At 68.1% G+C, this 24,387-nt stretch carries 25 protein-coding genes and 1 pseudogene; 18 read left to right on the forward strand and 8 right to left on the reverse strand.

Features of this window, described 5'->3' with window-relative positions; translation table 11 throughout:
• Positions 1 to 9: 9 nt before the first annotated feature.
• The 14 genes from QE449_RS17420 (at position 10) to QE449_RS17485 (ending at position 11,552) form a co-directional block, all read left to right on the forward strand.
• Entirely contained in the window at positions 10 to 603 is a 594-nt protein-coding gene (locus QE449_RS17420) for a hypothetical protein (protein WP_307109262.1), read from the forward strand.
• Positions 603 to 968 carry a hypothetical protein gene (locus QE449_RS17425; protein WP_307109263.1) on the forward strand — a complete coding sequence of 122 codons (366 nt, stop codon included), beginning with the start codon at positions 603 to 605 and terminating at the stop codon, positions 966 to 968. The genes QE449_RS17420 and QE449_RS17425 overlap by 1 nt, the downstream gene beginning before the upstream one ends.
• Complete coding sequence (locus QE449_RS17430; protein WP_307109264.1) at positions 968 to 1,363, forward strand: hypothetical protein; 396 nt, start codon at positions 968 to 970, stop codon at positions 1,361 to 1,363. Before QE449_RS17425 ends, QE449_RS17430 begins: the two co-directional genes overlap by 1 nt.
• On the forward strand, positions 1,360 to 1,785 hold the full coding sequence (locus QE449_RS17435) for a hypothetical protein (RefSeq protein WP_307109265.1): 426 nt from the start codon (positions 1,360 to 1,362) through the stop codon (positions 1,783 to 1,785). Before QE449_RS17430 ends, QE449_RS17435 begins: the two co-directional genes overlap by 4 nt.
• Entirely contained in the window at positions 1,782 to 2,177 is a 396-nt protein-coding gene (locus tag QE449_RS17440) for a hypothetical protein (protein ID WP_307109266.1), read from the forward strand. Before QE449_RS17435 ends, QE449_RS17440 begins: the two co-directional genes overlap by 4 nt.
• Complete coding sequence (locus QE449_RS17445; RefSeq protein WP_307109267.1) at positions 2,174 to 2,434, forward strand: hypothetical protein; 261 nt, start codon at positions 2,174 to 2,176, stop codon at positions 2,432 to 2,434. Before QE449_RS17440 ends, QE449_RS17445 begins: the two co-directional genes overlap by 4 nt.
• A gap of 145 nt (positions 2,435 to 2,579) precedes the next feature.
• The gene (locus tag QE449_RS17450; protein WP_307109268.1) at positions 2,580 to 3,284 is read left to right on the forward strand and encodes a peptidoglycan-binding protein; all 705 of its coding nucleotides are present in this window, start codon (positions 2,580 to 2,582) and stop codon (positions 3,282 to 3,284) included.
• Complete coding sequence (locus QE449_RS17455) at positions 3,281 to 3,427, forward strand: hypothetical protein (RefSeq protein ID WP_307109269.1); 147 nt, start codon at positions 3,281 to 3,283, stop codon at positions 3,425 to 3,427. Before QE449_RS17450 ends, QE449_RS17455 begins: the two co-directional genes overlap by 4 nt.
• Positions 3,424 to 3,786, forward strand: coding sequence for a hypothetical protein (locus QE449_RS17460; RefSeq protein WP_307109270.1), 363 nt, complete (start codon positions 3,424 to 3,426; stop codon positions 3,784 to 3,786). The genes QE449_RS17455 and QE449_RS17460 overlap by 4 nt, the downstream gene beginning before the upstream one ends.
• Positions 3,783 to 4,190 carry a hypothetical protein gene (locus tag QE449_RS17465; RefSeq protein WP_307109271.1) on the forward strand — a complete coding sequence of 136 codons (408 nt, stop codon included), beginning with the start codon at positions 3,783 to 3,785 and terminating at the stop codon, positions 4,188 to 4,190. Before QE449_RS17460 ends, QE449_RS17465 begins: the two co-directional genes overlap by 4 nt.
• Positions 4,190 to 4,486: a hypothetical protein gene (locus tag QE449_RS17470; RefSeq protein WP_307109272.1), complete on the forward strand. Its 297-nt coding sequence runs from the start codon at positions 4,190 to 4,192 to the stop codon at positions 4,484 to 4,486. The genes QE449_RS17465 and QE449_RS17470 overlap by 1 nt, the downstream gene beginning before the upstream one ends.
• Positions 4,476 to 6,917 (forward strand): hypothetical protein, encoded by a 2,442-nt coding sequence (locus QE449_RS17475; RefSeq protein ID WP_307109273.1) that lies wholly within the window; start codon positions 4,476 to 4,478, stop codon positions 6,915 to 6,917. The genes QE449_RS17470 and QE449_RS17475 overlap by 11 nt, the downstream gene beginning before the upstream one ends.
• On the forward strand, positions 6,910 to 9,240 hold the full coding sequence (locus QE449_RS17480) for a hypothetical protein (RefSeq protein WP_307109274.1): 2,331 nt from the start codon (positions 6,910 to 6,912) through the stop codon (positions 9,238 to 9,240). Before QE449_RS17475 ends, QE449_RS17480 begins: the two co-directional genes overlap by 8 nt.
• Positions 9,240 to 11,552: a hypothetical protein gene (locus tag QE449_RS17485; RefSeq protein WP_307109275.1), complete on the forward strand. Its 2,313-nt coding sequence runs from the start codon at positions 9,240 to 9,242 to the stop codon at positions 11,550 to 11,552. Before QE449_RS17480 ends, QE449_RS17485 begins: the two co-directional genes overlap by 1 nt.
• Before the next feature lie 135 nt (positions 11,553 to 11,687).
• Here the strand turns inward: QE449_RS17485 and QE449_RS17490 are convergent, their stop codons facing one another.
• From QE449_RS17490 to QE449_RS17505, 4 genes and pseudogenes are all read right to left on the reverse strand, one after another.
• Complete coding sequence (locus QE449_RS17490; protein ID WP_307109276.1) at positions 11,688 to 12,527, reverse strand: tyrosine-type recombinase/integrase; 840 nt, start codon at positions 12,525 to 12,527, stop codon at positions 11,688 to 11,690.
• A 161-nt stretch (positions 12,528 to 12,688) separates the two neighbouring features.
• A pseudogene (locus QE449_RS17495) lies at positions 12,689 to 13,442 on the reverse strand (AIM24 family protein).
• 16 nt (positions 13,443 to 13,458) lie between these two features.
• Positions 13,459 to 14,130 carry an AIM24 family protein gene (locus QE449_RS17500; RefSeq protein WP_027504260.1) on the reverse strand — a complete coding sequence of 224 codons (672 nt, stop codon included), beginning with the start codon at positions 14,128 to 14,130 and terminating at the stop codon, positions 13,459 to 13,461.
• A gap of 1 nt (position 14,131) precedes the next feature.
• Positions 14,132 to 14,746, reverse strand: a complete 615-nt coding sequence (locus tag QE449_RS17505; RefSeq protein ID WP_373428398.1) for an AIM24 family protein — start codon at positions 14,744 to 14,746, stop codon at positions 14,132 to 14,134.
• Between the two features lie 353 nt (positions 14,747 to 15,099).
• Between QE449_RS17505 and QE449_RS17510 the strand changes: the two genes are divergently transcribed.
• The 4 genes from QE449_RS17510 (at position 15,100) to phoU (ending at position 20,134) form a co-directional block, all read left to right on the forward strand.
• Positions 15,100 to 16,068, forward strand: coding sequence for an acyl-ACP desaturase (locus tag QE449_RS17510; RefSeq protein ID WP_027504262.1), 969 nt, complete (start codon positions 15,100 to 15,102; stop codon positions 16,066 to 16,068).
• A 127-nt stretch (positions 16,069 to 16,195) separates the two neighbouring features.
• The gene (gene dusB, locus QE449_RS17515; RefSeq protein WP_056446780.1) at positions 16,196 to 17,335 is read left to right on the forward strand and encodes a tRNA dihydrouridine synthase DusB; all 1,140 of its coding nucleotides are present in this window, start codon (positions 16,196 to 16,198) and stop codon (positions 17,333 to 17,335) included.
• Positions 17,336 to 17,398: 63 nt separating this feature from the next.
• Positions 17,399 to 19,381 carry an LCP family protein gene (locus QE449_RS17520; RefSeq protein WP_307095540.1) on the forward strand — a complete coding sequence of 661 codons (1,983 nt, stop codon included), beginning with the start codon at positions 17,399 to 17,401 and terminating at the stop codon, positions 19,379 to 19,381.
• A 75-nt stretch (positions 19,382 to 19,456) separates the two neighbouring features.
• Positions 19,457 to 20,134, forward strand: coding sequence for a phosphate signaling complex protein PhoU (phoU, locus tag QE449_RS17525; RefSeq protein WP_027504265.1), 678 nt, complete (start codon positions 19,457 to 19,459; stop codon positions 20,132 to 20,134).
• Between the two features lie 87 nt (positions 20,135 to 20,221).
• Here phoU and pstB read toward each other — a convergent pair whose 3' ends face one another.
• From pstB to pstS, 4 genes are all read right to left on the reverse strand, one after another.
• Positions 20,222 to 20,998, reverse strand: a complete 777-nt coding sequence (pstB, locus tag QE449_RS17530) for a phosphate ABC transporter ATP-binding protein PstB (protein ID WP_027504266.1) — start codon at positions 20,996 to 20,998, stop codon at positions 20,222 to 20,224.
• A 15-nt stretch (positions 20,999 to 21,013) separates the two neighbouring features.
• Entirely contained in the window at positions 21,014 to 21,943 is a 930-nt protein-coding gene (gene pstA / locus QE449_RS17535; RefSeq protein ID WP_027504267.1) for a phosphate ABC transporter permease PstA, read from the reverse strand.
• Between the two features lie 3 nt (positions 21,944 to 21,946).
• Positions 21,947 to 22,984, reverse strand: a complete 1,038-nt coding sequence (gene pstC, locus QE449_RS17540) for a phosphate ABC transporter permease subunit PstC (protein WP_027504268.1) — start codon at positions 22,982 to 22,984, stop codon at positions 21,947 to 21,949.
• A 90-nt stretch (positions 22,985 to 23,074) separates the two neighbouring features.
• Positions 23,075 to 24,172 carry a phosphate ABC transporter substrate-binding protein PstS gene (pstS, locus tag QE449_RS17545; protein ID WP_027504269.1) on the reverse strand — a complete coding sequence of 366 codons (1,098 nt, stop codon included), beginning with the start codon at positions 24,170 to 24,172 and terminating at the stop codon, positions 23,075 to 23,077.
• Between the last annotated feature and the right edge of the window lie 215 nt (positions 24,173 to 24,387).

Below are 24,387 nucleotides of genomic sequence, written 5' to 3' on the forward strand. Positions count from 1 at the left end.
ACGCGGCAGATGATCGAGCGGAACAAGGTCGCCTACCTCGACGCCGTGCTGCGCTGGATGGGGATCCAGTACGGCGAGGCGTTCGAGCTGTACGTCCGCACGTTCCTGCTCGGCCTGACCGGCACGAACACCATCCCCGTCGTCGGCGGCGTGCCCACCAGCGCGCCGGCGTGGATCTCGCTCATCATCGACGCCAAGGCCGCGATCGAGGACGAGTCCAAGGGGCTGCTCGCGGACATGATCGTCGTCTCCCGCGACGTGTTCAAGACCGTCGCCCTGATCGAGGACAGCACCGGCCGGCCGGTGTTCTCGGTCAACGGCGACGGCCAGAACACCTGGGGCAACATGGACCTGTCCTCGGTGGAACTCGGCGGTTCGATCTCCAACCTGCCGCTCGTCGTCGTGCCCCGCCTGCCCGCAAAGTCGTGCTTCGTCGCCTCCCGCGACGCCATCACGTCGATGGAGTCGGCCGGCGCTCCGTTCTCGCTCCAGGACGAGAACGTGGTGAACCTGACCAAGGACTTCTCGCTCTACGGCTACCAGGGGATCTACTCCGAGCAGCCGAAGGGCATCACCAAGGTCACCTTCCCCACGGGTGCCTGATGACGACCCCGACTGACGGAACCCTCGACGACGGCACCGCCGAGGGCGACACCGCCTCAGCAGTGCCGACGCTCGACGAGTTCCGTCAGTACGTCGGGGGCGATCCGGAGCAGGATGCCGTCCTCGTGCGCGACCTGGAGGAAGCGGTCGCGCACGTGGACGCCTTCTGCGCCCACCCTGATCGGCCGATCCCGGCCGTGATCCTCCGCAAGTGGTACCTGAAGGTCGGGGCCGAGATCTTCGACTCCAGCCAGGGACCGATCTCGGTCAACGACCGGTTCGGCACACCCGCCCAGGTGCGCTCGTCTCGCGACCCGATCCACGTCATCCTCCGCGAGGCTCGTCACTACGTCGGGTACTTCTGATGAACCTGACGCAGTTGCGCGACAACATCATCGACGGTCTCAAGGCTGCGATGCCGGCAGGGGTGCAGGTCACCTCGTGGGAGGACCGCAAGACCATGCCGCCAGTGGCGGTGGTCATCCCCGGAGTCGTCGACCGGGACGGTCCCGTCACGGTCGGGATGCCGTACGCCGTGCACTACGTCGTGCAGATCATCGCCGGCAAGGGAACGGGCCGGCAGATCCAGGTCAAGCTCGACACCCTGATCGAGGCCGGCGTGCTCGCGCTCGACGGCCTGAACGACCCCGACGCCCGTCTGGTGGTCGATGAGATCCGCGGCCCGCTCACTGGGGAGAACGACGAGTTTCTCGGCGCGGAGATCGAACTGACAGCAGCAATCAGCATGAGAGTGAGTTGAGCACAATGCCATTCAAGGGCACCAAGGGCGAGAACCTGTCGATCATGATCGACACCAAGGAGTACAACTCCTACCTCCACGAGGTGCGCGCCGAGCCCGACGACGGCGAGGACGCGGACTTCATCACGTTCGCCAACGCGGCCACCGGCGACACCGAGCAGTGGTTCCTGCGCGGGACGCTCTACAACGACTACGCCGCAGACAGCCTGTGGACGATGGCGTGGCTCAAGTCCGGCACCGTCGTCCCGTTCGTCATCAAGCCCTACGGCAACGCGGTCGCCTCCGCCGACCAGCCGCACTTCAAGGGCGACGTGCGGATCTCGCGCAAGCCCGGCATCGGCGGCGAGGCCGGCGAGGCCCACGAGACCGAGATCGAGTGGGAGATCGACGGCGTGCCGACCAGGGTCACCGCCGCCGCATGATCGTCGTGGACGTGGACGTCGAGGGTGTGCCGCAGATCCTCGCCAAGCTGGCGAAGTTCAAGGCGGACTCTCGACGTCTACGCCCCGCGTTCGACCGCATCAAGGATCGGGCGATGGTCATGGGCCGGTTCCAGGCCCCGGTGTACGGCGGTCGCACCAAAGCCTCGCTCAAGGGCAAGGCCACAAACATGCAGGCGAAGGTCTCGGCCGGCAACGGCAGCTACAGCAGCCACGGTGGCGGCATCTACGTCGAGCTGAACCACGCCGGCACCCGGTGGGACGGTCAGACACCGAACCCGTGGCTGTACCGAACGCTCAGCGCAGTAACACCTTTCGCCGTGCAGGCCGTACGGCGTGAACTCAACACCAAGAAGGAAGAGGCAGGACTGTGAGCTTCAACGACACCGTCGACGGAATGACCGGCCGGCAGATCAAGGGCGTGCAGACGCTCACCGGCGAGTCGATCCAGAAGAGCACCGACATGATCATGCTGATCTTCGCGGTCGGGTACGTCCTCCAGGAGACCGGCGAGGTCACCCAGGACGGGTTCAACAGCTACCTCGACAGCACCACGTACAAGACCGCGGCCGTCGCCACGGGTGCCGAGGAAACGGTGCCGGACCCAAACGCCGAGCCGGTCTCCTCCTAGCCAAGGCGGAGGCCGAGCAACTGGCCACCTGGTGCATGCTCACCGGCCAGTCGCCCTCGGTCTACTACGACCTCACCCTGCGTGAGCGCAATGCCTTCGTGACGGTCGCCAACAAACGAGCGCAGAGATCAAGAAGGAAGAACCGATGAGCTTTCGCAAGGTGTACGGGTACGAGTGGTCCGAGGCCGGCTGGCGCATGTGCAACCGGGACGAGTGCGTGACCGTCCCCGGCCCGTTCATGGACACCGCACCACTCCGGCGAGGCGCGCCGGCGGTGATCCTCGGTGCGTTCGTCAACGAGCTGCACCGCGTCGTCGCGCCGATCACATCGCCTGTGTGGGGTTGGTCCCTGAAGAACGACGTGGCGAACTCGAACCACCTCGCCGGTGTGAGCGTGGACGTGTGGGCCCCGCGACTCCCGTGGGGACTCAAGCGCATGCCGGCCGATCAGGTCGCCGCCACCAACGGTGTGCTCCAGCGGTACCCCGAGGTGTTCTGGGGCCGCGGGTGGAGCAAGCCCGACGAGATGCACTTCCAGATGCGCTACCGCGAGGGCGACCCCCGCAACGACGCCGGCGTACAGCGCATCCTCGGCGACGGCCCGTCCGCACCACCGGCCCCCGCTCCGATCAGTGGCCGGCCGACCATCCAACGCGGCGCGACCGGGCAGCACGTCCGCGACCTCCAGACCCGCCTCAACCGGGACTACCCGCGCTACTCGAACCTCGCCGTGGACGGCGACTTCGGGCCGGCCACCGAGCGCGTCGTCCGCGAGTTCCAGTCCCGCGCCGGCATCACGGTCGACGGCATCGTGGGCATCGTCACCTGGCAGAAACTCGGTCTGCTGTGACCGGGCGCGTCGTCACCCTCGCGCTCATCCGCGCCGGCCTCATCGCCGGTGCCGTCGTCACCACGGCCATCGCGGTGTTCGGCTACTACGTCATCAGCTCCGACCTCCAGGCAGAGGCGGAAACACTGGAGGAGAAATCGTGAACGGCATGGACCTGGTCTACGCGGAGATCAAGCGCCGCATGGACCCCGAGATCCAGGCGCGCATGGAGCAGCTCGCAGAGCACCTGTTCCCCGCCGTGAAGGACGGCACGCCCCTGGAGGACGTGCCCACTCCCCCGCCGCTCGGCACCCCGGCCCCGTCGACCGCCGCTGCGCGCACGCTCGTGCAGGGCCTGGTGCTCACGGTCCTGTCCGCCATCGTCGGCGTGGTCTACACCGCGCTCGGTGACGATTCGTTCCAGGTGTTCGAGCTGGGCGACTGGGCCGCAGTCGGCACCACCGCAGTCACGGCGTCCGGCATGGCGCTGCTCGCGTACGTGATGCGCAAGATCGGCCGATGAACGAGCGGGCGGTCGTCCAGGCCGCTCGGTTCCTGTCGTTCGTCCTCGCCACCGGCGCGATGGTCGTCGGCACCTTCTACGCCGGCCCCGAGTCACTGGTGCGCCGGCCGGTGCGCCCCGGGCAGGAGACGCTCGTCGTCCTGGTCGAATCGGTGTTCCCGGTCTGGCCGATCATCTTCCTGCTCGCCGGCTCCCTCGTCCTGGTCGCCGCCATCCGCATGCGCGGCCTCATCGCCGCGCACGGCGTCGTGGTCGCGGTGTGGGCGTTCTACGCCCTGTGCCTCATCCTCGGCCCGATCCTGTCGGTGCCGCCGTCCCCGATCCTGGTCGGCGTCATCGCGGCCATCGTCATGCTCACCAACGCTGCTGCCATGCGCCTGTGGGCGGCGCTCGGGGTGAACTGATGATCGACCACCTCACCACCATCACCATCATCTGCGCCGCCATCGGTGCGGTCGCCACCGGCGTCGGCACCGTCATGACGTACCGCGGCCGGGTGCAGACCGGCAACGTCAACACCCTCACCGAGCGCGTGACCAAACTCGAAAGTCAGGTCACCGCGCTCGACGAGTGGAAGATCGCCGCCCGCTACTACATCGCGCAACTCCGCGGCACCCTGGCGGACCGCGGAATCCAGTCGCCCACACCGCCCGTCGAGCTACAGCTACACCTGAGAGTGGGTGACCACGATGGCGAGTAACACCGTCGATATCTACTTCAAGGGCCACAACTCCGGCCTGACCCGCTCCATCGCGGAGGTGCAGTCCAAGCTCCGCCAGCTCCGCGACCAGACGATCCGCGTCAAGGTCGACGTGGACAGCTCGTCGCTCGACCAACTCCAGCGCCGCATACGAACCATCGGCAGCGAGACCCTCCGCATCCGCGTCGGCACCGAGGACGCGCGCGGCCTCCGACAGAACGTCCGCGACCTCGCCGCCAGCCGCGAGGCCCGCGTCCGCGTCAACGTCACGAACCTCGCACAGACCGAGGCGCAGCTTCAGCGCCTCACCCGCGACCGCACCGTCAACATCCGCACCCGCGTGAACGTCTCCGAAATCGACCGCCTCGTGCAGGCGCTCAACCGGCTGAACGACGCCGGCGGTGGAGCGGGTGGCGCTGCTCGAGGTATCACCGCGCTCGGCGGCGCAGCGGCCAGCACCCTGCCCAAGCTCGTCGCCCTCGCACCCGCCGTCAGTGTCCTCGCGTCCGGCGCTGTCGGTGCCGGCATCTTCGGTGTGGCCGGCGCGCTCGGTGCCGTCACCGCCGCGGCCGGCGCGCTGTCGGTCGGGTTCGGTGCCGCGGTCGCCGCCATCCCGATCGCCGCCGCCGCGGCCAGCGATCAGGTCAAGAACCACTTCTCCTTCATGGCCGACGACGTCGTGGCGACCATGAAGGAAATCGCGGTCCCGCTCCAGCAACCGCTCGTCGACCTCGCCACCTCACTCGGTGCCGCCTTCCACCAGATCCGCCCCAACCTCGAATCCATCACCACCGGTGTCGCCGGCCTAGTGACCGAGCTGTCGGGCAAACTGCCGGCCATCGCCGCCGAGGTCGGCCCTGCCCTGCAGAGCATGTTCGAGGGCGCTGTCCCCCATATCAAGAACTTCATCGGCAACATGCCGTCACTGATCAAGTCAGTCGGCAGCTTCGCCGCCAAGCTCGGGGACCCGGCCATCGTCGCCGGCGCGCAGCGGGTGTTCTCCGCCCTGCCCGGCATCATCGAAGGTGCCGGCAACGCTCTCGTCGGAATGGGCGAGAAGTTCCAGGGCATGATGTCTTACCTCGACAGTGGTGCCCTCGACGGATTCACAAGCGGCATAGGCACTTTCGTTGAGAACCTTCGAAACACCGATATGTCGGGGTTGGCAGCAGGCATCACCGAGATGGCGAACAGCTTCGGCAGCTTCCTCGGCAACGTCGACACCAGCAACCTGGTGACGAACCTGCAAGGTCTCGCCACCACGACGGCAAGCATCACCGCCGCAGCGGGATCCGCTCTCGCCAAGTTCCAAGAACTCGACAACGCGGTGCGCGGGGCCAACGATGCCAGCGGTGGCGGCCCGGTCGAGTGGGGCGGCAAACTGGCGGACGGCGTGAAAGCAGCCATCGCCAATCTCGCGGGCAACGGACCGGTCGAGGTCCCCGTCGTGCCCAAGCTCGAGGGTGACCCGATCGATGGCCAGATCGCCCGCAACGGCCCCGTCGAGGTTCCGCTCACTGGCGTGCTGGACCCGACCGCAGGGCAGCAGCTGCGCAACATGCCGCCCGTGCCGGTTCCCGCAACGATCGGACCGGTCACACCTCCGGTCGCTCCGATTGCTCCCATCCCCATCCCTGCAACGGTGGAGAACGTCGAGCAGCCGACGACTCCGATGGAGCCTGTCGAGGTCCCCGGCACCATCGCGGAGGTCGACGTGAACATCGCGGGTATCGACCCGGTGCCGGTGCCCGTCAAGTGGGACACCGACCAGCTCGGCACGCTGACCATCACCCCGCCGGAGCCGGTGCCGATCTCGTTCGTCGTGACTCCGCCGGATCTCAGCGCGGTCAACGTCGACATGACTGCCAAGGGAGCCGAGGCCGGCGCATCGTTCGCTGCCGGTCTCGCCAGCTCGGCAGGTGCCGTGTCGGGTGCGGTGGCCGGCCTCGCCGCCGCGGCGCAGAGCGTGAGCGTGGACCTGTCCGCGCAGGGCGCAGCGGCCGGTGCGAGCTTCGCCGCCGGCATTGCCTCGCAGGCCGGCGCGGTCGCTGCCGCAGCGGCGAACCTCGGTGCTGTGGCCGCGGCGAACAAGGGCCACTACGCCGGCCGCAAGGGCATCGCCGCCGACCGCATCATGCTCATCCCCCACGGTCGAGCGATGGTCGGCGGATTCGTCCGCGGCATGGTCTCGCAGAAGGGCGCGGTCGTGTCCGCAGCGCGCGGCCTCGCCGGCGAGGTCTACACCGCATTCGACGACGAGCTGGTGCCCGCCATCGGACTGCGCGGTGGCATGGACATTCAGCAGACCGTGCACGTCACCGTCGAGGCCGGCCTCGTGTCCGATCCAGTGCGCACCGGCCGCGCCGTCGCGGACGTGCTCGACGCCTACGCCGGTGCTATCGGCTCGACCTCGGTGAGCGTCAATGTCTAGGTTCATCGACCGCACCATGGTCACGCTCCAGGTCGAGACGGCCAGCCAGGACGTGTGGGTGCCGGACGGGCTCGCGGTCGCCCGCCGCAACTACGACCCGTCCGGGATCAAGATGGTGCCCGGGAACGGGCTCGCGTTCGAGAAGGACGTGACGATCGTGACCACCTCATCGCTGATGACGGTGCGGGCGAACAAGGCCAAGATCGCGACCCCGGTCACCGAGGTCGACCAGAACAGCTCGGGCGACGTGCGGACGTACAAGTCCCGCAGCCTCGGCCCCGTCGTGTTCCAGAACCGGGTGGCCGTCCCGGTGCGCCCCGGCATGCGCGTGAACATGAAAGGCACTCTGTCCCTGCGCCGCACGGGCAAACCGATCCGCGACCAGAACGAGTCCTACACTCCGATCGCGCTGCGTTTCGACCTGTGGGGCACCGGCACCACCGTCGACGAGTACGGCACCGAGACCGACGTCAAGAAGCAGATCATGTCCTACCAGGCGACCCTCCAGGGCACCGCAGGTGTCGGCGTCGGGTTCGTCGACTTCACCCTCCCCACCGTCTCGGATGCCACGGTGCCGTCCGACGTGGACCGGCTGTACCTCACCGCCTCGTTCGTCGCGACGAACACCAACAGCTACCAGGGCGTCGGGTACCAGGCGCGCTACTGGTTCGCGGAGTACCCCGACTACATCCAGTTCGACCTCAACGACCCGCTGACGATCTTCGTGCGCGAGCCGGCCAACACCACACCGACGGTCGCGAACTCGAACAGTCGCACCGGGTTCGCGTACCGCAACCGGCGCTTCTACACCAACCTGCCGAGCGACACCGAGATCGTGCTCGTCGGTGATCCGAACGCGACCGCCGTCGCCACGATCAGCGTGTGGGCGTGGACGGGCACCGAGCGCGCAGGGTGGCTGACGGGTGTCGACGTCGCCCCGAACCAACGGGTGTCCGTCATCGTCAACTCACCCACCCGCGGCATCGAACTGAGCACCTCGGCTCCGGCGATCCTGGTGGAGTCGGTGACCGCCCGCCCCTTCGAGACGCGCACCGCGGAGCGCACCCGCACGACGGCATACACCTACGCGGACGTCATCGACCCGGTGGTGTCGATCGAGTCGGAGACGGTCGAGGCGGACCTCGGTGTGCTCACGGTCCGGTTCGTCTCGGACACCATCAACGCCAAGGTGTCCGCCGGCAAGCGGGTGCGTCTGCTCGCGACCCACGCGGACGGATCGTTCGAGCCGATCTTCACCGGCACCATCCGCGGCCGGCGGATCGTGCACGACTTCAAGCACCAGGCGCAGGTGCAGATCTCGGTGCACGACGCGTTCGGCCGCGCCGGCCAGTCAACGATGCCCGTCGCGCACGACCGGCTCGCGGAGTACGGGCACCTGGTGCACACCACCGGCGTGCCCATCATCATCGACGGCACCGACTACTCGGGACCGCCGCGCTCCCTGCCCGAGGGCTGGGACTACTTCCCCTCGTACGCGGACGACGCGATGACGATGAACGACGCGCTGATCAAGACCCGCAACGCCCGCAAGGCGTTCCTGTACGTCGACCGCCGCGACCGCATGATCGTCACCTCCACGCTGCCGACGACGGTGACGTTGGACCTGTCCGACAAACCGGGGCAGGGCGACATGAGCTACAACCGGGATATTGAGTTCTCCTCGGACACAGAAAATCTGGTGAACACGGTGCAGGTGGTCGAGCACATGCTCGACCGCAAGGAGTTCATCGAGCGTGAGGTCGGTGGCGCTGATCCGCCGGCGCTGCTGGGTGACCTCGCGCCGAAGACTCAGCGGATCGACTACCGCCGGCAGGCGTCGATCGACACGTACGGTCAGCACCGCGTTTCGATCGACGTCATTCGTGGGTCCGGCTCGTGGGCCGACGTGCAGGCCGACCGGTTCGGTGCACCGTTCGCCGAGTGGGCCGCGGCCATCCTCGACGAGTACTCCGTCGAGCGGCAGGCCGTGAACCGGTTGCGCCTGACGGCGACGAAGCCGATCCATCGGACGCTGATGGCGAAGCTGCAGCCGCTCGACGCGGTGGTGGTGCGGTTCGGGAACTCCGCGCAGGTGTGCCGAATCCGCAAGGTGGAGCACAAGATCGCGCCGAACAAGTGGACGGTGGATCTGTCGTTCGGTGCCAGCCGTGATCAGACCTACTGGCTGCCACCGACACCGCTGCCGGTGCTCACCCTCGGCGACACCGACGCCGGCACTCAGTCCTACCCATCCCCCGGTCTCATCGACGGTGGCGCACCTGGCGACACCGTGACCGCAGTTCTCGACGGAGGCACCCTCTGATGGCCGCACGCGCACGCATCCAACAGCTACGCGACACCGCTGCCGGGTGGGCAGCGAAGAACTTCGTGCTGCTGGAGGGCGAGATCGGCGTCGAGACCGACACCGGACTCCAGAAGGTCGGCAACGGTGTCCAGGGATGGAACGCCCGCCCGTACCAGCGCGGCCCCATCGGGCCGACCGGACCGGCCGGCGCGACGGGTCCCGGCGGCGCGACCGGACCCACCGGCGCGGCCGGCCCGACGGGACCGAAGGGTGACACCGGCTCGGTCGGCCCCACCGGACCCAAGGGTGACACCGGCTCGGTCGGCCCCACCGGACCGAAGGGTGACACCGGCGCGGCCGGACCGAAGGGCGACCAGGGTGCCGGCCTCCAGCTCGCCGGACAGGTGCAGTCCTACGCGCAGCTGCCGACGTCCGGCCTCGCGTCGGGTGCTGGGTACCTCGTCGTGGACGACGGGCTGGTCTACATCTGGTCGGGCACTGGGTGGCCGGCGAACGGGTCCGGTGTGCAGCTGCGAGGCATCAAGGGTGACACCGGCGCGGCCGGCCCCAAGGGCGACACCGGTGCCGCCGGACCGAAGGGCGACACCGGCAGCGCCGGCGCGACCGGACCGAAGGGCGACACCGGCGCGACCGGACCCGCCGGCCCGGCAGGTCCGGCAGGTCCCGCCGGCGCAGCGGGCACCGGCGGTGTGGGCGACACGGGCCGGTTCCTGGTGCGCGTGGCGGGCACGAGCCTGTACGCGATCGACTACCGCAAGGGGTCGGCCGAGAAGCTCGTCGCGGCCGGCCTCGACATTGGCACCGCCGCGCCGGTGGTCCTCGGGAACTACGCGCTCTACTACACCGCCAACGGGTCGACGTTCATGTGCATCGACCTCACCTCCGGCTACGTCTCCCCCGTCGTGCCGGCCGCTGGTGTGGCGGTGTGGGGATCGTCGAGCGCCGAGCGCCTGGTGTCCCAGGGCGCGCTTCAGACGACGCTCGGCATGGCCGTCTACGGGCAGGGTGTCAGCGGCGAGGAGATCGAGCACTCCGCCGCACGCGCCAACGCGGTGCCCGTGCGCCTGCTCCCGGTGGGCGGTTCCATCCCCGCATCCGGTGGAGTCGACGTGACCGCGACGGCACCGTTCTCCGTGCTCTCGTCCGTCAACATCGCCGGCACCCTCGCCGGTGTCGCCGGCACTCTGGCGTACTCCGCGAGTCCGTCGCCGCGGCTGGTGTTCACCCGCTCGGCATCGGGCACCGCGGTCATCGTGTCGGCACCTGCGCCGTTCGTCGCGACGGCCGGCGTGCAGCGGCGCGACAACGCGGCGCTGCTGTGGGTGGGGAAAAACAACCTGTCCCCGGTGAGCTCGACGAGCGAGGCTCGGGTGATCGAGTACACCGCTCGGCACTGGGAGCAGGTCGGCGGGTTCGCCAAGCGCCGAATGGTGTTGGGCCACTTCACGAACACGAACTGGGACGCTGCTCTGAAAGCGCAGCTCGCCCGAGTGAACGCTGCCTACGCCACGGCGTACGGTGACAACTTCGTCGACGTGCAGGCGTACCTCATGAGCGCGCAGGTGTGGACGGACACGAAGATCACGCCCACTTCGGCGGACCTGGCGGCTCAGGCCGCGGGCGACATGCCGCCGTCGCTGTCGGCGGACGCGCTGCACCTCAACGCGGCCGGCTATACCGCGGTCTCGGGTCTGGTGAAGGCGAAGATGCTGGCGCTCGAATGGATCACCCCGCCGGCGCCGATCGTGCCGGGCCCGGTGTTGTTCTCGGACGGATTCTCCGGCACCTCGGATCTGAACGGCCGCTCGACGGACAACGCCTACGGCGGCAGCACCCTGGCGTGGTCGTCCAGCCCCGCCGGCCGGTACGCGGTGGCGAACGGTCGGGTGACGCTGAGCATCGTCGGCGGCGAGACCTCACCCGTCGCCACGCTCAACACGACGGTGGCCGACGTGGACGCGTCGATCCGTGTGGTGACGCGGCCGGCCTCGGTGGTGGTGTGGCTGGACATTCGGCGTACCGGGACGACGTCGTTCCGACTGCGCATCATGGCGACCACCGTCCAGATCGAGAAGCGAGTCTCGGGCACCACGACACCGCTCACGGCCACGTACCCGTACGCGGCCGGCGACATAGTCGGCATCCGTGCGCTGGGCTCGTCGGTGCAGCTGTCCGTCAACGGTGTGGTGCAGGAGACGATCACGGACGCCACGGTGCCGTCCGGCACGACGCTCACGCTCGGGTCGTTCCTGTCCTCGGGCACCGACACGGCCGCGTTCGACGACCTGGTGGTGCGGCAGGCGGTCTAGATCGACTGGTCCCACTCGTGCTCGGACTCGCACCGGTCCGAACAGAACCGGCCCGTGCGGCCGGGTGGGATCGGGCTGCCGCACCAGTCGCAGACAGACGGGTGGATCGTCTCGCGCCACCAGGCGGCGACCGCGCTACGCCACCGCACGGTACGGGTCCAGAGTGCGGATGGCCGCGTGCATCCGCACGTCGGTCGCCTTGGTGTAGATCTGCGTGGAGATGAGCGAGGCGTGGCGCAGCAGCTCCTGGACGACGCGAATGTCCGCGCCGTCTTCGAGCAGGGTGGTGCCGTACCAGTGGCGCAGCTGGTGCGCGGTGGCCTCGACGCCGGACCGGCGGATCGCGGTGGCGACCATGTCCGACACCGACTTGCCGCGCACGCACTGACCGGGCCGCGACGAGTTCGACGGGAACCAGTAGCCGCGGGCGGGCATGGTCTCGGCGGTGGTCGCGAGGATCGGGTGCAGCGGCACGTACTTGACCGTCTTGTGCTTGCCGGCCACGAGGAACCGGCCGCGCTCGAGGTCGATGTGCTCGCCCTTGAACCGGGCGATCTCCGAGCAGCGGAGCCCACCGAGGCCGGCCAGCAGGATCATGACGCGGGTGCGGTGGTGCATGTTCGACTTGAGGATCGTCAGCATGGCGGCGTCCGCGATCGGGCGGGCGACACGCTCGGGTGCTTTCGGTGAGCCGACCTTCAGCAGCGGGTTGTCGAGCCGGTGTTCCTGGAGCTGGAGCCACTTGAAGAACACCGACAGGTACGAGTGGTAGGTGGCGTGGGTGCTGTCACCCCAGTCGCCCGAGTGCGAGGCGTACCAGCGGACTATGTCGAGCGCCCTGATCGTCAGCAGGTTGCACTCCGACTCCAGCGCAAGCTGATTGAGCACGCGCACCCGCTCGACGATGGTCACCTCAGACAGCCGCGCCGCGTACTGCCAGACCTCCCACTCCTCGACCAGACCGGTAGGTTTCATGGGTCCCATTATTAACACACGTCACAAAACGGACCCTGAGAGTCTGTCATGCGACCAGTCGCAGTCCGGTCAGGTGGGTCGAATCACCGGACTTGTAATCCGCAGGTCGTAGGTTCGAGCCCTACTGGGGGCACAACGTCTTTCCCCACACCCGTCGACGCTCAGGAATTCCGGCTCAGCCGGGCCCCGATGCTCTGATGGAGTGAGCGCAACGCGTTCTGACCCAGCGCCACGGTCTCCGACTCGATGTGGCGGAGCAGATGAGCGTCGCTCACCACCTTCTCGGACGACTGGATCAGGACCGTTCCCGCACCGGTGAAGTCGAACTGCCGCTCCTCCCCCGTCTGTGCTCCGAGGAGCATCCCCTGCGCCGCCCCCCAGGAAGCTCTGCATCCACTGCGCGTCGAAGTGGTGGGACGGAGCGGGGCAGTCGGCCCAGCCGACGAGTGCCTGCGGATCCACTCGAACGGGCGGTTCGGCGAACACGACCGCACCGTTGGACGAGGCGAGGAACTTCCCGGTGCCGAGCAGCGTGAGAAAACCGGGCACGATGGACTGCTTCAGCTCGAGGCCGGGTTCGAAGGCCAGCAGGTTGGACGCCCGGATGGTCAGGTTGCCGTCGTCGAGATCGAACGAGTTGATGTCGAAGCCGCGATCGCCGAGCAGCACCTTGCCGTGTCCGCTCGCGAGCACCCAGTCGTTCGCGTACAGCGGCGACGAGAAGCGTGAGGCCACGACGGCCACCATCGACGTCCGCCCGAGAGGCTCGAACTGCACCGACCCGTAGTAGGCGATCATCGCGCCCTTCGCCGTGAACCACGGCTGTCCCGCGAGTTCGATGCAGAAGGCGTAGTCGTTTCCCGGCACGTTGTCGTTCACCGGCAGGGTGTGGGGGTTGTGCACGACGTCGGTCATGTCCGATTCCCTCTCGTCAGAACTTCTGCTCGGACGCCTGGACCCACACGGTCCCTGCGCCGCCGATCGCGAGTTGCACGGCTTCACCCGAACCGCGGCCGACGGCGTCACGCCACCCGACGTTCGTCGAGATGTCGACGGTGAGAGTGCCGCGGTGACACACGTACGCCTGCGGATCGACCACCACCTGCGGCCGGTGCGGACCCACCTCGATCTCGACCGTCCCACCGTGGGCCAGCACGGCCACCTGCCCACGTCCGGCGACCTGTGTCGTGAACATGCCCTGCCCGGTCATCGCCCCGCGCACCGCGCCGCGGACCCCTCCCTGCTGCGTCAGGGGTACGACCGATGTCGAGAGTGCGCCACTGTGTGCGAGCAACCGTGACGCCTCGACCGAGAGGACACCGGTCCCGTCGAGATCGATGACGGACACGTGCAGCCCGGCGTGGCCGTAGTGCACGGTGCCGGACCCCTCGGCGGCCATCATGGCGACGTGCTCGCCCGACATCATCCGGCCGGCCATTCCCGCGACGGCACCCATCCCCGGCATGCCGCCCGCGCCGCCGATCGTGTGCGGGACGAAGCGGACGTCGCCCTGGTGGAACAACATGGATCCACGGCGCGCGAGCGTGGGCGAGCCCGGGGCGACGGTCGACTTCACGACCTTGCTGTTGACGAGTTCCAACATGTCAGCGCTCCTGCGGCTGGATGTAGACGACACCGGTGCCGTCGAAGCGGAGGGAGAAGGCCTCGCCGCTCCCGCCGCCGACGGCCGACCGCCACGTGACGTCGGTGACGAAGCTCTGTGTCACCTGACCTCGGTGCGCGACGAAGGCGTCCGGATCGACCACCAACGGGTACTGCGGCGACACCTCGAGCGCGATGAGCGGTCCGCCCGCGGACAGCAGTCCCACCTCGCCCTGTCCACTGACGACCGTCGTGAACAGGCCCTGCCCGGACGAGGCGCCGCGGAGCCCGGCGAAGGCCACATCGGACCGCAGCCCGCCGGACAGAGCGAGCAACTGCGACGATTCGACGTGGAGTGCGTCACCCGCCAACGGCACGACGACGACGTGCTGCGCGTCGACCGCGAGCCGCACCGTTCCCTGCCCCGCCATCTCCATCAGGGACAGCGACTCGCCGGTGACCTTCTGCTTGAGAGCGGCGCGCAGTCCACCGCCACCGCCCATCCCGGCGTTCCGGAAGGTCACCTGGCCCTCGTACGCGATCATCGATCCGGTGACCGCCCGCACGCTGTCCCCGTGCAGGTCGACGACCAGAACGCGGTGTCCCTCGGTTCTCAGTTGCGCCACGGCAGACAGAATGGCAGACAACGGTCGTCGCCACAGTGGCTCCGGTGATCTGTCCCCTGCCAGCGACTCCGAGTGACGCACAGTACATCGAGTTCGTTTCTCGCAGAAGTCACAACACCTGTACCCCGTACCCCGCGGCATATACTGGACGAGGTCGACGGCGGGCGGGCGTAACGAACTGTCGCCCCGCTCGATGAACGTCTACCGGACGGTACGCACCCCTCGCGGCGGCTCGTCGAAGCAATTCACATCGAAGTTACGGTGCCGTAGGCTGCCCTCACAGTACGAGGCAGCGCGGTCATCGCGCGGAAGCAGTGAGCCGAACACCATTCTGGAGGACACGCATGGCACGGGATCTGACCCAACTGGAGCTGCTCGGAGAGCTGCAGCCGGTTGCGGAAGAGAATCTGAACCGGCATCTCTCCATGGCGAAGGAGTGGCACCCCCACGACTACGTCCCCTGGGACGAGGGGCGTAACTTCGCCGCGCTCGGTGGCGAGGACTGGTCGCCCGAGCAGTCTCGGCTCGACGAGGTGGCCAAGGCTGCCATGATCACCAACCTCCTCACCGAGGACAACCTGCCGTCGTACCACCGCGAGATCGCGGAGAACTTCTCGCAGGACGGCGCCTGGGGCACCTGGGTGGGCCGGTGGACCGCCGAGGAGAACCGCCACGGCATCGTCATGCGCGACTACCTGGTGGTCACGCGCGGAGTGGATCCCGTCGCCCTCGAGCAGGCCCGCATCGAGCACATGACCAATGGCTTCTCCTCAGCCGCTGCCGGTGGCCACGATCAGATGGGCTTCCTGCACTCCGTCTCGTACGTGACGTTCCAGGAGCTGGCCACGCGAGTGAGCCACCGCAACACGGGCAAGGTCTGCAACGACCCCATCGCCGACCGCATGCTCCAGCGCATCGCGGCCGACGAGAACCTGCACATGATCTTCTACCGCAACCTGTGCGGTGCGGCGCTCGACATCTCGCCCGACCAGGCGCTGCGTGCCATTGCCGACATCGTGCAGAACTTCCAGATGCCCGGCGCCGGCATGCCCAACTTCCGCCGCAACGGCGTGCTGATGGCCAAGCACGGGATCTACGATCTGCGTCAGCACCTCGAGGACGTCGTCATGCCGGTGCTGCGCAAGTGGAACATCTTCGATCGCACCGACTTCACCGCCGAGGGCGAGCAGACGCGTGAGGAGCTCGCCGCCTTCCTCGAGAAGCTGGAGAAGGACGTTCTCAAGTTCGAGGAGCAGCGCGACCGCATGCTGTCCCGTGAGGCTGCCAAGCGGCAGGCCGCGCAGGCATCCTGACCCGCACCGCACGACGGAGTGGCCGAGTGCCAGTTCCGACGGATACCCTCGATGTGCCCGGCACCCGTTCCGCGGATGCCGGGCACATCGCTGTTTCCCGTCGACCATGTCTGGTGTGTGATCAACCATGACTCTGCAGATCGGTTCCCTCGCCCTGCGTAGTCCCGTCGTCCTCGCGCCGATGGCCGGTGTCACCAACGTGGCGTTCCGCACGCTGTGTCGGGAGCTCGAGGAGACGCTGACGGGCAGCACCTCCGGGCTCTACGTCTGCGAGATGGTCACCGCGCGTGCCCTCGTCGAGCGGCAGCCCGCCACGTTGCACATGACCACGTTCGGCCCGACCGAGACGCCTCGCTCGTTGCAGCTCTACACCGTGGACCCGGACACGACGTACGACGCCGCGAAGATGATCGTCGACGAGAACATGGCCGACCACATCGACATGAACTTCGGCTGCCCCGTGCCCAAGGTGACGCGCAAGGGCGGCGGCGCCGCCCTGCCGTACAAGCGATCGCTGTTCGGACGCATCGTCGCCGCGGCGGTGAAGGCCACCGAGGGGACCGACATCCCGGTGACCGTCAAGTTCCGGATCGGCATCGACGACGAGCATCACACGCACCTCGACGCAGGACGGATCGCCGCCGGCGAGGGTGCTGCGGCCGTCGCGCTCCATGCGCGCACCGCGGCGCAGCGTTACTCCGGTACGGCCGACTGGTCCGAGATCGCGCGCCTCAAGGATCACGTCCGCGACGTCCCCGTCCTGGGCAACGGCGACATCTTCGACGCGTCCGACGCCGCCCGCATGATGGCCGAGACCGGCTGCGACGGCGTGGTCGTCGGCCGCGGCTGCCTGGGACGCCCCTGGCTGTTCGCCGAACTGTCCGCCGCTCTGCGCGGCACCACTGCGCCGACGCCGCCCACGCTGGGCGAGGTCGCCGTCATCATGCGTCGGCACGCGGAACTGCTGTCCGACCACCACGGCGAGGGCCGCGGGCTCCGGGAGATGCGCAAGCACGTCGCCTGGTACATGCGCGGCTTCCCGGCAGGCTCGGACCTGCGGGTACGCATGGCCACCGTCTCGACACTCGCGGAGCTCGACGAGCTGCTGGCTCGCCTGGATCCGACCGTTCCCTTCCCGGCCGACGCCGAGGGCCCCCGCGGTCGCCAGGGTTCCCCCGGCGCCGTGTCGCTGCCCGACGGCTGGCTCGACGATCCCGACGACTGTGCGGTGCCGGCGGGCGCCGATCTGATGCACTCGGGCGGATGATCAGTACTATGGCGTCGATCCGTCGACCACTGTTCGACGCCCGAGAGAAAGACGGAACGACCAGTGGGTGACGAGAACGAACCGGGGTCGCCCACACCCGGACGACGCGCCCCCTGGGAGCGTCCCATCTCGCGAGTGCCGCGCTCCGATCGCGACCCCGAGACACCGTCTCCCCCGTCCGAGCAGCCTGCGCCGGAACAGCGCCCGCCAGCGGATCGACCCGAGCCCGAGCAGACCCCGCCGTCCTCGTCCGACGACCAGGATCGACGGCTCTCGGTGGCCGAGGTCGTGGATCGGATCTCCCGCATCGGTTCCAACCGGGGACGCGCAGCGGGTCGCGACGACTCGCCGACCTCCGGCGCGGACGATCGAGCGGTCGCGTCGAGCCCTCCACCGTCCCCGCCGGTTCCACCTCGCGAGGATCCCGAGCCGCCCACCGAGGTGATCGCCCCCGTCGTGGACGAGCGACGCACCGCAGAGCGTCCGGCGCCCGAGGCGGTCGGCCCCGTCGCACCCCCGACGCTCACGCGGCTCGCCCTCAGCAGGGCACGCAAGCGCAAGCGGATGCGGGTCGCAGGCCGTGTCGGCGTCTCGATGGTCTCGATCCTGGCCCTGGTGATCACCGGTGTCGTGTGGGGATATCTCCGGGCGACCGACCGCGGGTTCGAGCAGGTCGCGGCCCTGGACACCGAGTCCACCGACGTGGTCGACGCGCCCGGCCAGTACGGCGACGAGACCTACCTCATCGTCGGGACGGACACCCGAGCCGGAGCCAGTGGTGAGATCGGCGCCGGCACGGTGGCCGATGCCGAGGGTGCACGGTCCGACACCGTCATGCTCATCAACATCCCGGCCGACCGCAGTCGCGTGGTAGCCGTGTCGTTCCCCCGCGACCTCGACGTCGAACGCCCCGAGTGCGAGGGCTGGGACAGCACCACCGGTGACTACACGGGCGAGATGTATCCCGCCGCGGACGGCGACAAGCTCAACGCGACCTACGCGCTCGGTGGACCCAAGTGCCTGGTCAAGATCATTCAGAAGATCTCCGGACTGCGGATCGGCCACTTCGTGGGTATCGACTTCGCCGGCTTCGAGTCGATGGTCGACGAGGTCGGCGGGGTGGACGTGTGTTCCCCGGTTCCGCTGGTCGACGAGGAGCTGGGAACGGTCCTGGCCACCGCGGGCGAACAGCGCATCGACGGACGCACCGCGCTCAACTACGTGCGCGCCCGCAAGGTGGACGCCGAGGGCACCGGTGACTACGGACGCATCAAACGTCAGCAACTCTTCCTGTCCTCGCTCCTGCGCTCCGTGCTGAGCAACCGCGTGCTGTTCGACCCGGGCGCCCTCAACGGTTTCGTCACGGCGTTCACGCGCGACACGTTCGTCGAGAACGTGAAGACGTCGGACCTGTTGACGCTCGGCAAATCGCTGCGCGGCGTCGAGGCGGGCGCGGTCACGTTCCTCACCGTTCCCACCGCGGGTACCACCGACTACGGCAACGAGATCCCGCGCACCGACGACATCAAGGCGATCTTCCAGGCGATCATCGACGACCAGCCGCTCCCCGGTGAGGAACGCGCACCCGAGACCACCCCCGAGGTCGCGCCGCCGGTCACCACCGAACCGCAGGTCGCGGTCGACCCCTCGCTGGTGTCGGTCCAGATCTCCAACGCCTCGGAGACCAGCGGACTGGCCGCCACCACCGCGGACGAACTGGCGGCCTACGGCTTCCAGGTCGTCGGGACCGGCAACGCCGAGACCACCGGTGCCGCGGCGACCGTCGTGCGGTACGGCGCCGGGTCGATCGCGGACGCGTCGACGGTGGCCAGCACCATTCCGGGAGCGGTTCTCGAGGAGACGCCGACTCTGGGCGGCATCGTCGAAGTCGTCCTGGGGACGGATTTCCAGGGCTTCCTGATGCCGCCGACCGTCGTCGGAGACCTGCTTCCGACCTTCGCGACGGGGGTCTCCGGAGCGTCCACGGAGGTCGCGCTCCCCAGCGATCTGACGGTCACGAACGGGGCGGACGAGTCCTGTGTGTGAATCGCTGCTCCGCATTCACCGCCCGTTCACCGCCTGCATGCCCTGTACCCACGTACGGCCGAGTAAAATCGGGCCATGCGCGTGGCTTACAACGAACAGATGACAGAACTCGCCGACCTGCTCGGCGAGATGGCCGCCCTGGCCGGTAGTGCGATGGAGCGCGCCACGCAGTCCCTGCTGCAGGCGGATCTCCGGATCGCCGAGCAGGTGATCGGCGAGCACGACAAGATCACCGACCTCAGTGCCCAGGCAGAGGAGCGCGCCTTCGCGTTGCTGGCTCTCCAGGCACCCGTCGCCGGCGACCTCCGCTCGGTGGTCTCCGGCATCCAGATCGTCGCCGACATCGACCGGATGGGCGCTCTCGCCCTGCACGTCGCCAAGATCGCGCGTCGTCGCCACCCCCAGCACGCACTGCCGGAGGAGGTCAACGGTTACTTCGCCGAGATGGGACGCATCGCCGTCGCTCTCGGCTCCTCCGCACGTGAGGTGCTCGAGACCCGCGACCCCGAGCGCGCCGCGAAGCTCCGTGAGGAGGACGAGGCGATGGACGACCTGCACCGCCACCTGTTCAGCGTCCTCATGGACAAGGAGTGGAAGCACGGCGTCGCCGCAGCCGTCGACGTGACCCTGCTGGGTCGCTTCTACGAGCGCTTCGCCGACCACGCCGTCGAGGTGGGCCGCCGAGTCATCTTCCTGGTCACCGGCAGCCTGCCCAGCGACCTGCCGACGCCTCCCGCGCAGCACGTGTCCTAGTTCTTCCACTCGCTACCCGGACGCACGAAAGGGCGCCCTCCCCGCGGGGAGGGCGCCCTTTCCGTGTGTGGACGCGCGAGCTGCGGTCTAGCCGAAGCGACCCGAGATGTAGTCCTCGGTGGCCTTCTGCGACGGGTTGGAGAAGATCTTCTCGGTGTCGTCGATCTCGATCAGGTTGCCGGGCTTGCCGGTGGCCTCGAGGTTGAAGAAGCCGGTCTGGTCGCTCACACGTGCAGCCTGCTGCATGTTGTGCGTGACGATGACGATGGTGAAGTCCTTCTTCAGCTCACCGATCAGGTCCTCGATCGCCAGCGTCGAGATCGGGTCGAGAGCCGAGCAGGGCTCGTCCATGAGCAGGACGTCGGGCTGCACCGCGATCGCACGGGCGATGCACAGACGCTGCTGCTGACCACCGGACAGACCGCCGCCCGGCTTGTCGAGGCGGTCCTTGACCTCGTTCCACAGGTTCGCGCCCTTGAGCGACTCCTCCGCGACCTCGTCCAGCTGCTTCTTGCTGCGGCCACCCTGCAGCTTCAGGCCGGCCACGACGTTGTCACGGATGGACATGGTGGGGAACGGGTTCGGACGCTGGAAGACCATGCCGATGGTGCGGCGAACGCCGACCGGGTCGACGCCGGAACCGTAGATGTCCTCGCCGTCGAGCAGCACCGAGCCCTCGACGCGGGCACCCGGGGTGACCTCGTGCATGCGGTTCAGCGAGCGGAGCACCGTGGACTTGCCGCAGCCGGACGGTCCGATGAAGGCCGTGACGCTACGAGGAGGAACGGAGAGCGTCACGTTCGACACGGCGTGGAACTTGCCGTAGAAGATGTTGACGTCCTTGAGATCGAGTCGTTTTGCCATGTCGAGATCCTTCTGTCAGAAGTTCTTGGGAGCGAAGAAGCGGGAGACCAGCTTCGCGCCGATGTTCAGCACCGCAACGATGAGGATGAGGGTGAGGGCGGCACCCCACATCCGCTCGCTGGTGAGGGCAGCGGTTCCGGCCTTCTGGAGGTCGACCATCATGAGCGGCAGCGACGTCTGCGGACCGGCGAACAGGTTGAAGTTGATGGCCGTCGCGGACCCGACCAGGATCAGCACCGGCGCCGTCTCACCCATGACGCGGGCGAGAGCGAGCATGATGCCCGTGACGATGCCCGAGAGCGCCGTCGGGACGACGATCTTGGCGATGGTCTTCCACTTCGGCACACCCAGCGCGTACGACGCCTCGCGCAGGTCCTGGGGAACGATGCGCAGCATCTCCTCCGCCGAGCGCACGATCACGGGGATCATGAGCAGGACCAGGGCGAGCGAGACAGCCAGACCCGACCGGTCGAAGCCGAACGTCGCGATCCACAGCGAGTAGATGAACAGCGCCGCGACGATGGACGGGACACCGGTGAGGATGTCGACCATGAACGTCGTGGCCTTCGCGAGCCGCGTGCCCACGCCGTACTCGACGAGGTAGATGGCGACGAAGATGCCGATCGGGATGGAGATGACCGCGCAGAAGAGTCCCTGGAGCAGCGTTCCGACGATCGCGTGGTACGCGCCGCCGCCTTCCTTGAAGGGGGTGACACCCGCCTGCGAGTACTGCCACCAGTCGGCCGACGCGACGGCGCCGATACCGCGGGAGACGACGGTGTAGAGAACCCAGATCAGTGGGACGAGCGCAATGAGCACCGCGAGGGACACGAGGACTGTCGCGATCGAGTCGGAGGCCTTGCGACGGGCACTGACACCCTGGAAGGTCGGCTCCTTGACGGGGCGATCCATGGTGGCGGTTCCACCGGACGTGGTGTCGGCCATGGGTCAGTCCTTCTTTCCAGCGATGGCGGCGCGAGCGCCGGCGTTGACGACGAAGGTGAGGACGAACAGCACCAGGCCCGCGGCGATGTAGGCACCGGCCTGCAGCTGGTTGTTGAACTCACCCGCGGCCAGTGCGATCTTCGTCGCGAAGGTGTTGCCGCCGTCGAACAGCGTCCAGCCGAACGTCTCCTGGGTGCTGCGGATGATGATGTAGAGCGCGATGGTCTCGCCGAGCGCGCGGCCAAGGCCCAGCATCGAGCCGCTGACGAAGCCGGACTTGCCGAACGGGATGACCGTGGTGCGCACGACCTCCCACCGAGTGGCGCCGAGGGCGAGAGCAGCCTCGATCTGGCCACGGGGCGTCTGGACGAACACCTCGCGGGTGACCGCGGCGATGATCGGCAGGATCATGACGGCGAGCACGATCGCACCGGTGAAGATGGTGCCGCCGCCGGCGATGGAGACGGAACCGGTGGCGAAGAGCGGGAACCACGCGAGGTTCGTGTTGAGCCACTCGGCGACGGGCGAGATGACCGGCGCGAGAACGTACAGGCCCCAGAGTCCGAAGACGATGGACGGCACGGCGGCCAGCAGGTCGATGACGTAGCCCAGCGGGCCCGCCAGACGCTTCGGGGCGTAGTTCGTCAGGTAGATCGCGATGCCCAGTGCCACCGGCATGGCGATCAGCAGAGCCACCACCGACACCGTGGCCGTGACCAGGAACAGGTCACGGACACCGAAGAGCATGGCGGACGTGTCCGACGTGCTCCACTGCCCGTTGTACGTGAAGAAGTTCACGGTGTTGTTCTGCAGCGCGGGGATCGCCCGCCACAGGAGGAACCCACCGATCGCCGCGATCAGGACGATGACGAAGACACCGGAACCGGTGGCGAGCGTCGAGAAGATGCGGTCACCCGGGCGGGTGACCGTACCTGAGGCTTTCTTGTCGGGCACTGGTGTCGGCGCTTCCGTCTTGCGAGCGGCGCTCACGGCCGATGTGGTGGCCGGCGTGACGTCGCTGATCGAATGGGTGTCGCTCATACCGCTCACTGTCTCGTGTGGGGTGGTACGGCATCGCCTGCATCACCCGGTGAATGGTCTTCGGGGGTGATGCAGGCGAGAACCAGTGTGTCAGGAAATGGCGTTGATCGCCGTCACCAGACGCTCCTTGAAGCTGTCCGGGAGCGGCACGTAACCGGCAGCCTCGAGGCCTTCCTGGCCCTCGTTGGCAGCGCTGAGCAGGAACGACTTGACGCCCGCGGCGGTCTCCGCGTCGTAGCCCTTGGAGCAGACGATCTCGTAGGTCGACAGCACCAGCGGGTAGGAATCGGCTTCCTTGCTGGCGAACAGTGCGTCGGTATCGAGCGCGAGGTCGTTTCCGTCACCGGAGAAGGTGACCGTGTCGATCGCCTTGGCGGCGGTCTCGGTGGTGAGCTCGACGGCACCAGCGCCGAAGTCGATCTGCGCCGCGGTCAGGTTCTCCTGATCGGCGAAGCCCTTCTCGACGTAGGTGATGGCGCCCGGGGTGGCGGCAGCGGCCTGAGCGACGCCCGACGAACCGTTGGCGCCCTCGCCCACTCCACCGGCCCAGTCGGAGCTGTGGTCCAGCGTCCAGGACTGCGGTGCGGCGTCGGACAGGAAGCGCTGGAAGTTGTCGCTGGTGCCCGAGGAATCCGAGCGGTAGATCGGCGTGATGGCGGTGGTCGGGAGCGACGCGCCCTCGTTCAGCGCGGCGATGGCCGGATCGTTCCAGGTGGTGATCTTGCCGGTGAAGATCTGGGCGATGACGTCGGGCGTCAGGACCAGGTCGTCGACACCGTCGAGCGTGTAGGCCACGGCGACCGGACCGAACACGAGGGGAAGGTTCCACGCCGGGTTGCCGGCGCAGCGCGTGGCGGCCGCGTCGGCCTGCTCTTCCTTGATGGACGAGTCCGAGCCCGCGAAGTCCACGAGACCGGCGACGAACTGGGTCCGGCCGTTGCCGGAACCGCTCACGGTGTACTCCACGGCCTTGCCGGAGCACACACCCGAGTAGACGGACGTGAAGTTGGACATCGCGTTCTGCTGCGCCGACGATCCTTCGCCGGTGATGGGGCTCTTGCCCTCGCACGTCGCGGCGGAGTCACCACTGCCGGTGGCCTCGACGTTCGCGTCGGAACCACATGCAGCCAGCGTCAATCCGCCGACAGCCAGTACACCCATGAGGGCAATGCTGCGCTCGAGCTTCACCTGTCTCCTCCAGAAACAGCCCGTCGGCGACCGATCGGTCGGCGGGCGAGAAAAGATGCGGTGACGTCGTACCGCAACGGGCAGCGTGCGCTACCCGTGGGAGAACGTAAGCGCCGGTGGTGGACGGTTCACCGCGCCTTTGTGAACGGAGGGTGAACAGACAGACCGAAAACCCGGATCGGGATGCGATGCGCGTCTCAGGGACCGCACCGGTC

The sequence above is a fragment of the Rhodococcus sp. SORGH_AS_0303 genome (assembly GCF_030819335.1).
Taxonomy (GTDB): domain Bacteria; phylum Actinomycetota; class Actinomycetes; order Mycobacteriales; family Mycobacteriaceae; genus Rhodococcoides.

What these genes read in the sequence shown, in the direction of transcription:
- QE449_RS17420 (WP_307109262.1), top strand. Translation starts at nt 10, where the DNA reads ATGATCGAGCGGAACAAGGTCGCCTACCTCGACGCCGTGCTGCGCTGG.
- QE449_RS17425 (WP_307109263.1), top strand. Translation starts at nt 603, where the DNA reads ATGACGACCCCGACTGACGGAACCCTCGACGACGGCACCGCCGAGGGC.
- QE449_RS17430 (WP_307109264.1), top strand. Translation starts at nt 968, where the DNA reads ATGAACCTGACGCAGTTGCGCGACAACATCATCGACGGTCTCAAGGCT.
- QE449_RS17440 (WP_307109266.1), top strand. Translation starts at nt 1,782, where the DNA reads ATGATCGTCGTGGACGTGGACGTCGAGGGTGTGCCGCAGATCCTCGCC.
- QE449_RS17450 (WP_307109268.1), top strand. Translation starts at nt 2,580, where the DNA reads ATGAGCTTTCGCAAGGTGTACGGGTACGAGTGGTCCGAGGCCGGCTGG.
- QE449_RS17465 (WP_307109271.1), top strand. Translation starts at nt 3,783, where the DNA reads ATGAACGAGCGGGCGGTCGTCCAGGCCGCTCGGTTCCTGTCGTTCGTC.
- QE449_RS17470 (WP_307109272.1), top strand. Translation starts at nt 4,190, where the DNA reads ATGATCGACCACCTCACCACCATCACCATCATCTGCGCCGCCATCGGT.
- QE449_RS17475 (WP_307109273.1), top strand. Translation starts at nt 4,476, where the DNA reads ATGGCGAGTAACACCGTCGATATCTACTTCAAGGGCCACAACTCCGGC.
- QE449_RS17480 (WP_307109274.1), top strand. Translation starts at nt 6,910, where the DNA reads ATGTCTAGGTTCATCGACCGCACCATGGTCACGCTCCAGGTCGAGACG.
- QE449_RS17485 (WP_307109275.1), top strand. Translation starts at nt 9,240, where the DNA reads ATGGCCGCACGCGCACGCATCCAACAGCTACGCGACACCGCTGCCGGG.
- QE449_RS17490 (WP_307109276.1), bottom strand. Translation starts at nt 12,527, where the DNA reads ATGAAACCTACCGGTCTGGTCGAGGAGTGGGAGGTCTGGCAGTACGCG.
- QE449_RS17500 (WP_027504260.1), bottom strand. Translation starts at nt 14,130, where the DNA reads ATGTTGGAACTCGTCAACAGCAAGGTCGTGAAGTCGACCGTCGCCCCG.
- QE449_RS17510 (WP_027504262.1), top strand. Translation starts at nt 15,100, where the DNA reads ATGGCACGGGATCTGACCCAACTGGAGCTGCTCGGAGAGCTGCAGCCG.
- dusB (WP_056446780.1), top strand. Translation starts at nt 16,196, where the DNA reads ATGACTCTGCAGATCGGTTCCCTCGCCCTGCGTAGTCCCGTCGTCCTC.
- phoU (WP_027504265.1), top strand. Translation starts at nt 19,457, where the DNA reads ATGCGCGTGGCTTACAACGAACAGATGACAGAACTCGCCGACCTGCTC.
- pstB (WP_027504266.1), bottom strand. Translation starts at nt 20,998, where the DNA reads ATGGCAAAACGACTCGATCTCAAGGACGTCAACATCTTCTACGGCAAG.
- pstA (WP_027504267.1), bottom strand. Translation starts at nt 21,943, where the DNA reads ATGGCCGACACCACGTCCGGTGGAACCGCCACCATGGATCGCCCCGTC.
- pstC (WP_027504268.1), bottom strand. Translation starts at nt 22,984, where the DNA reads ATGAGCGACACCCATTCGATCAGCGACGTCACGCCGGCCACCACATCG.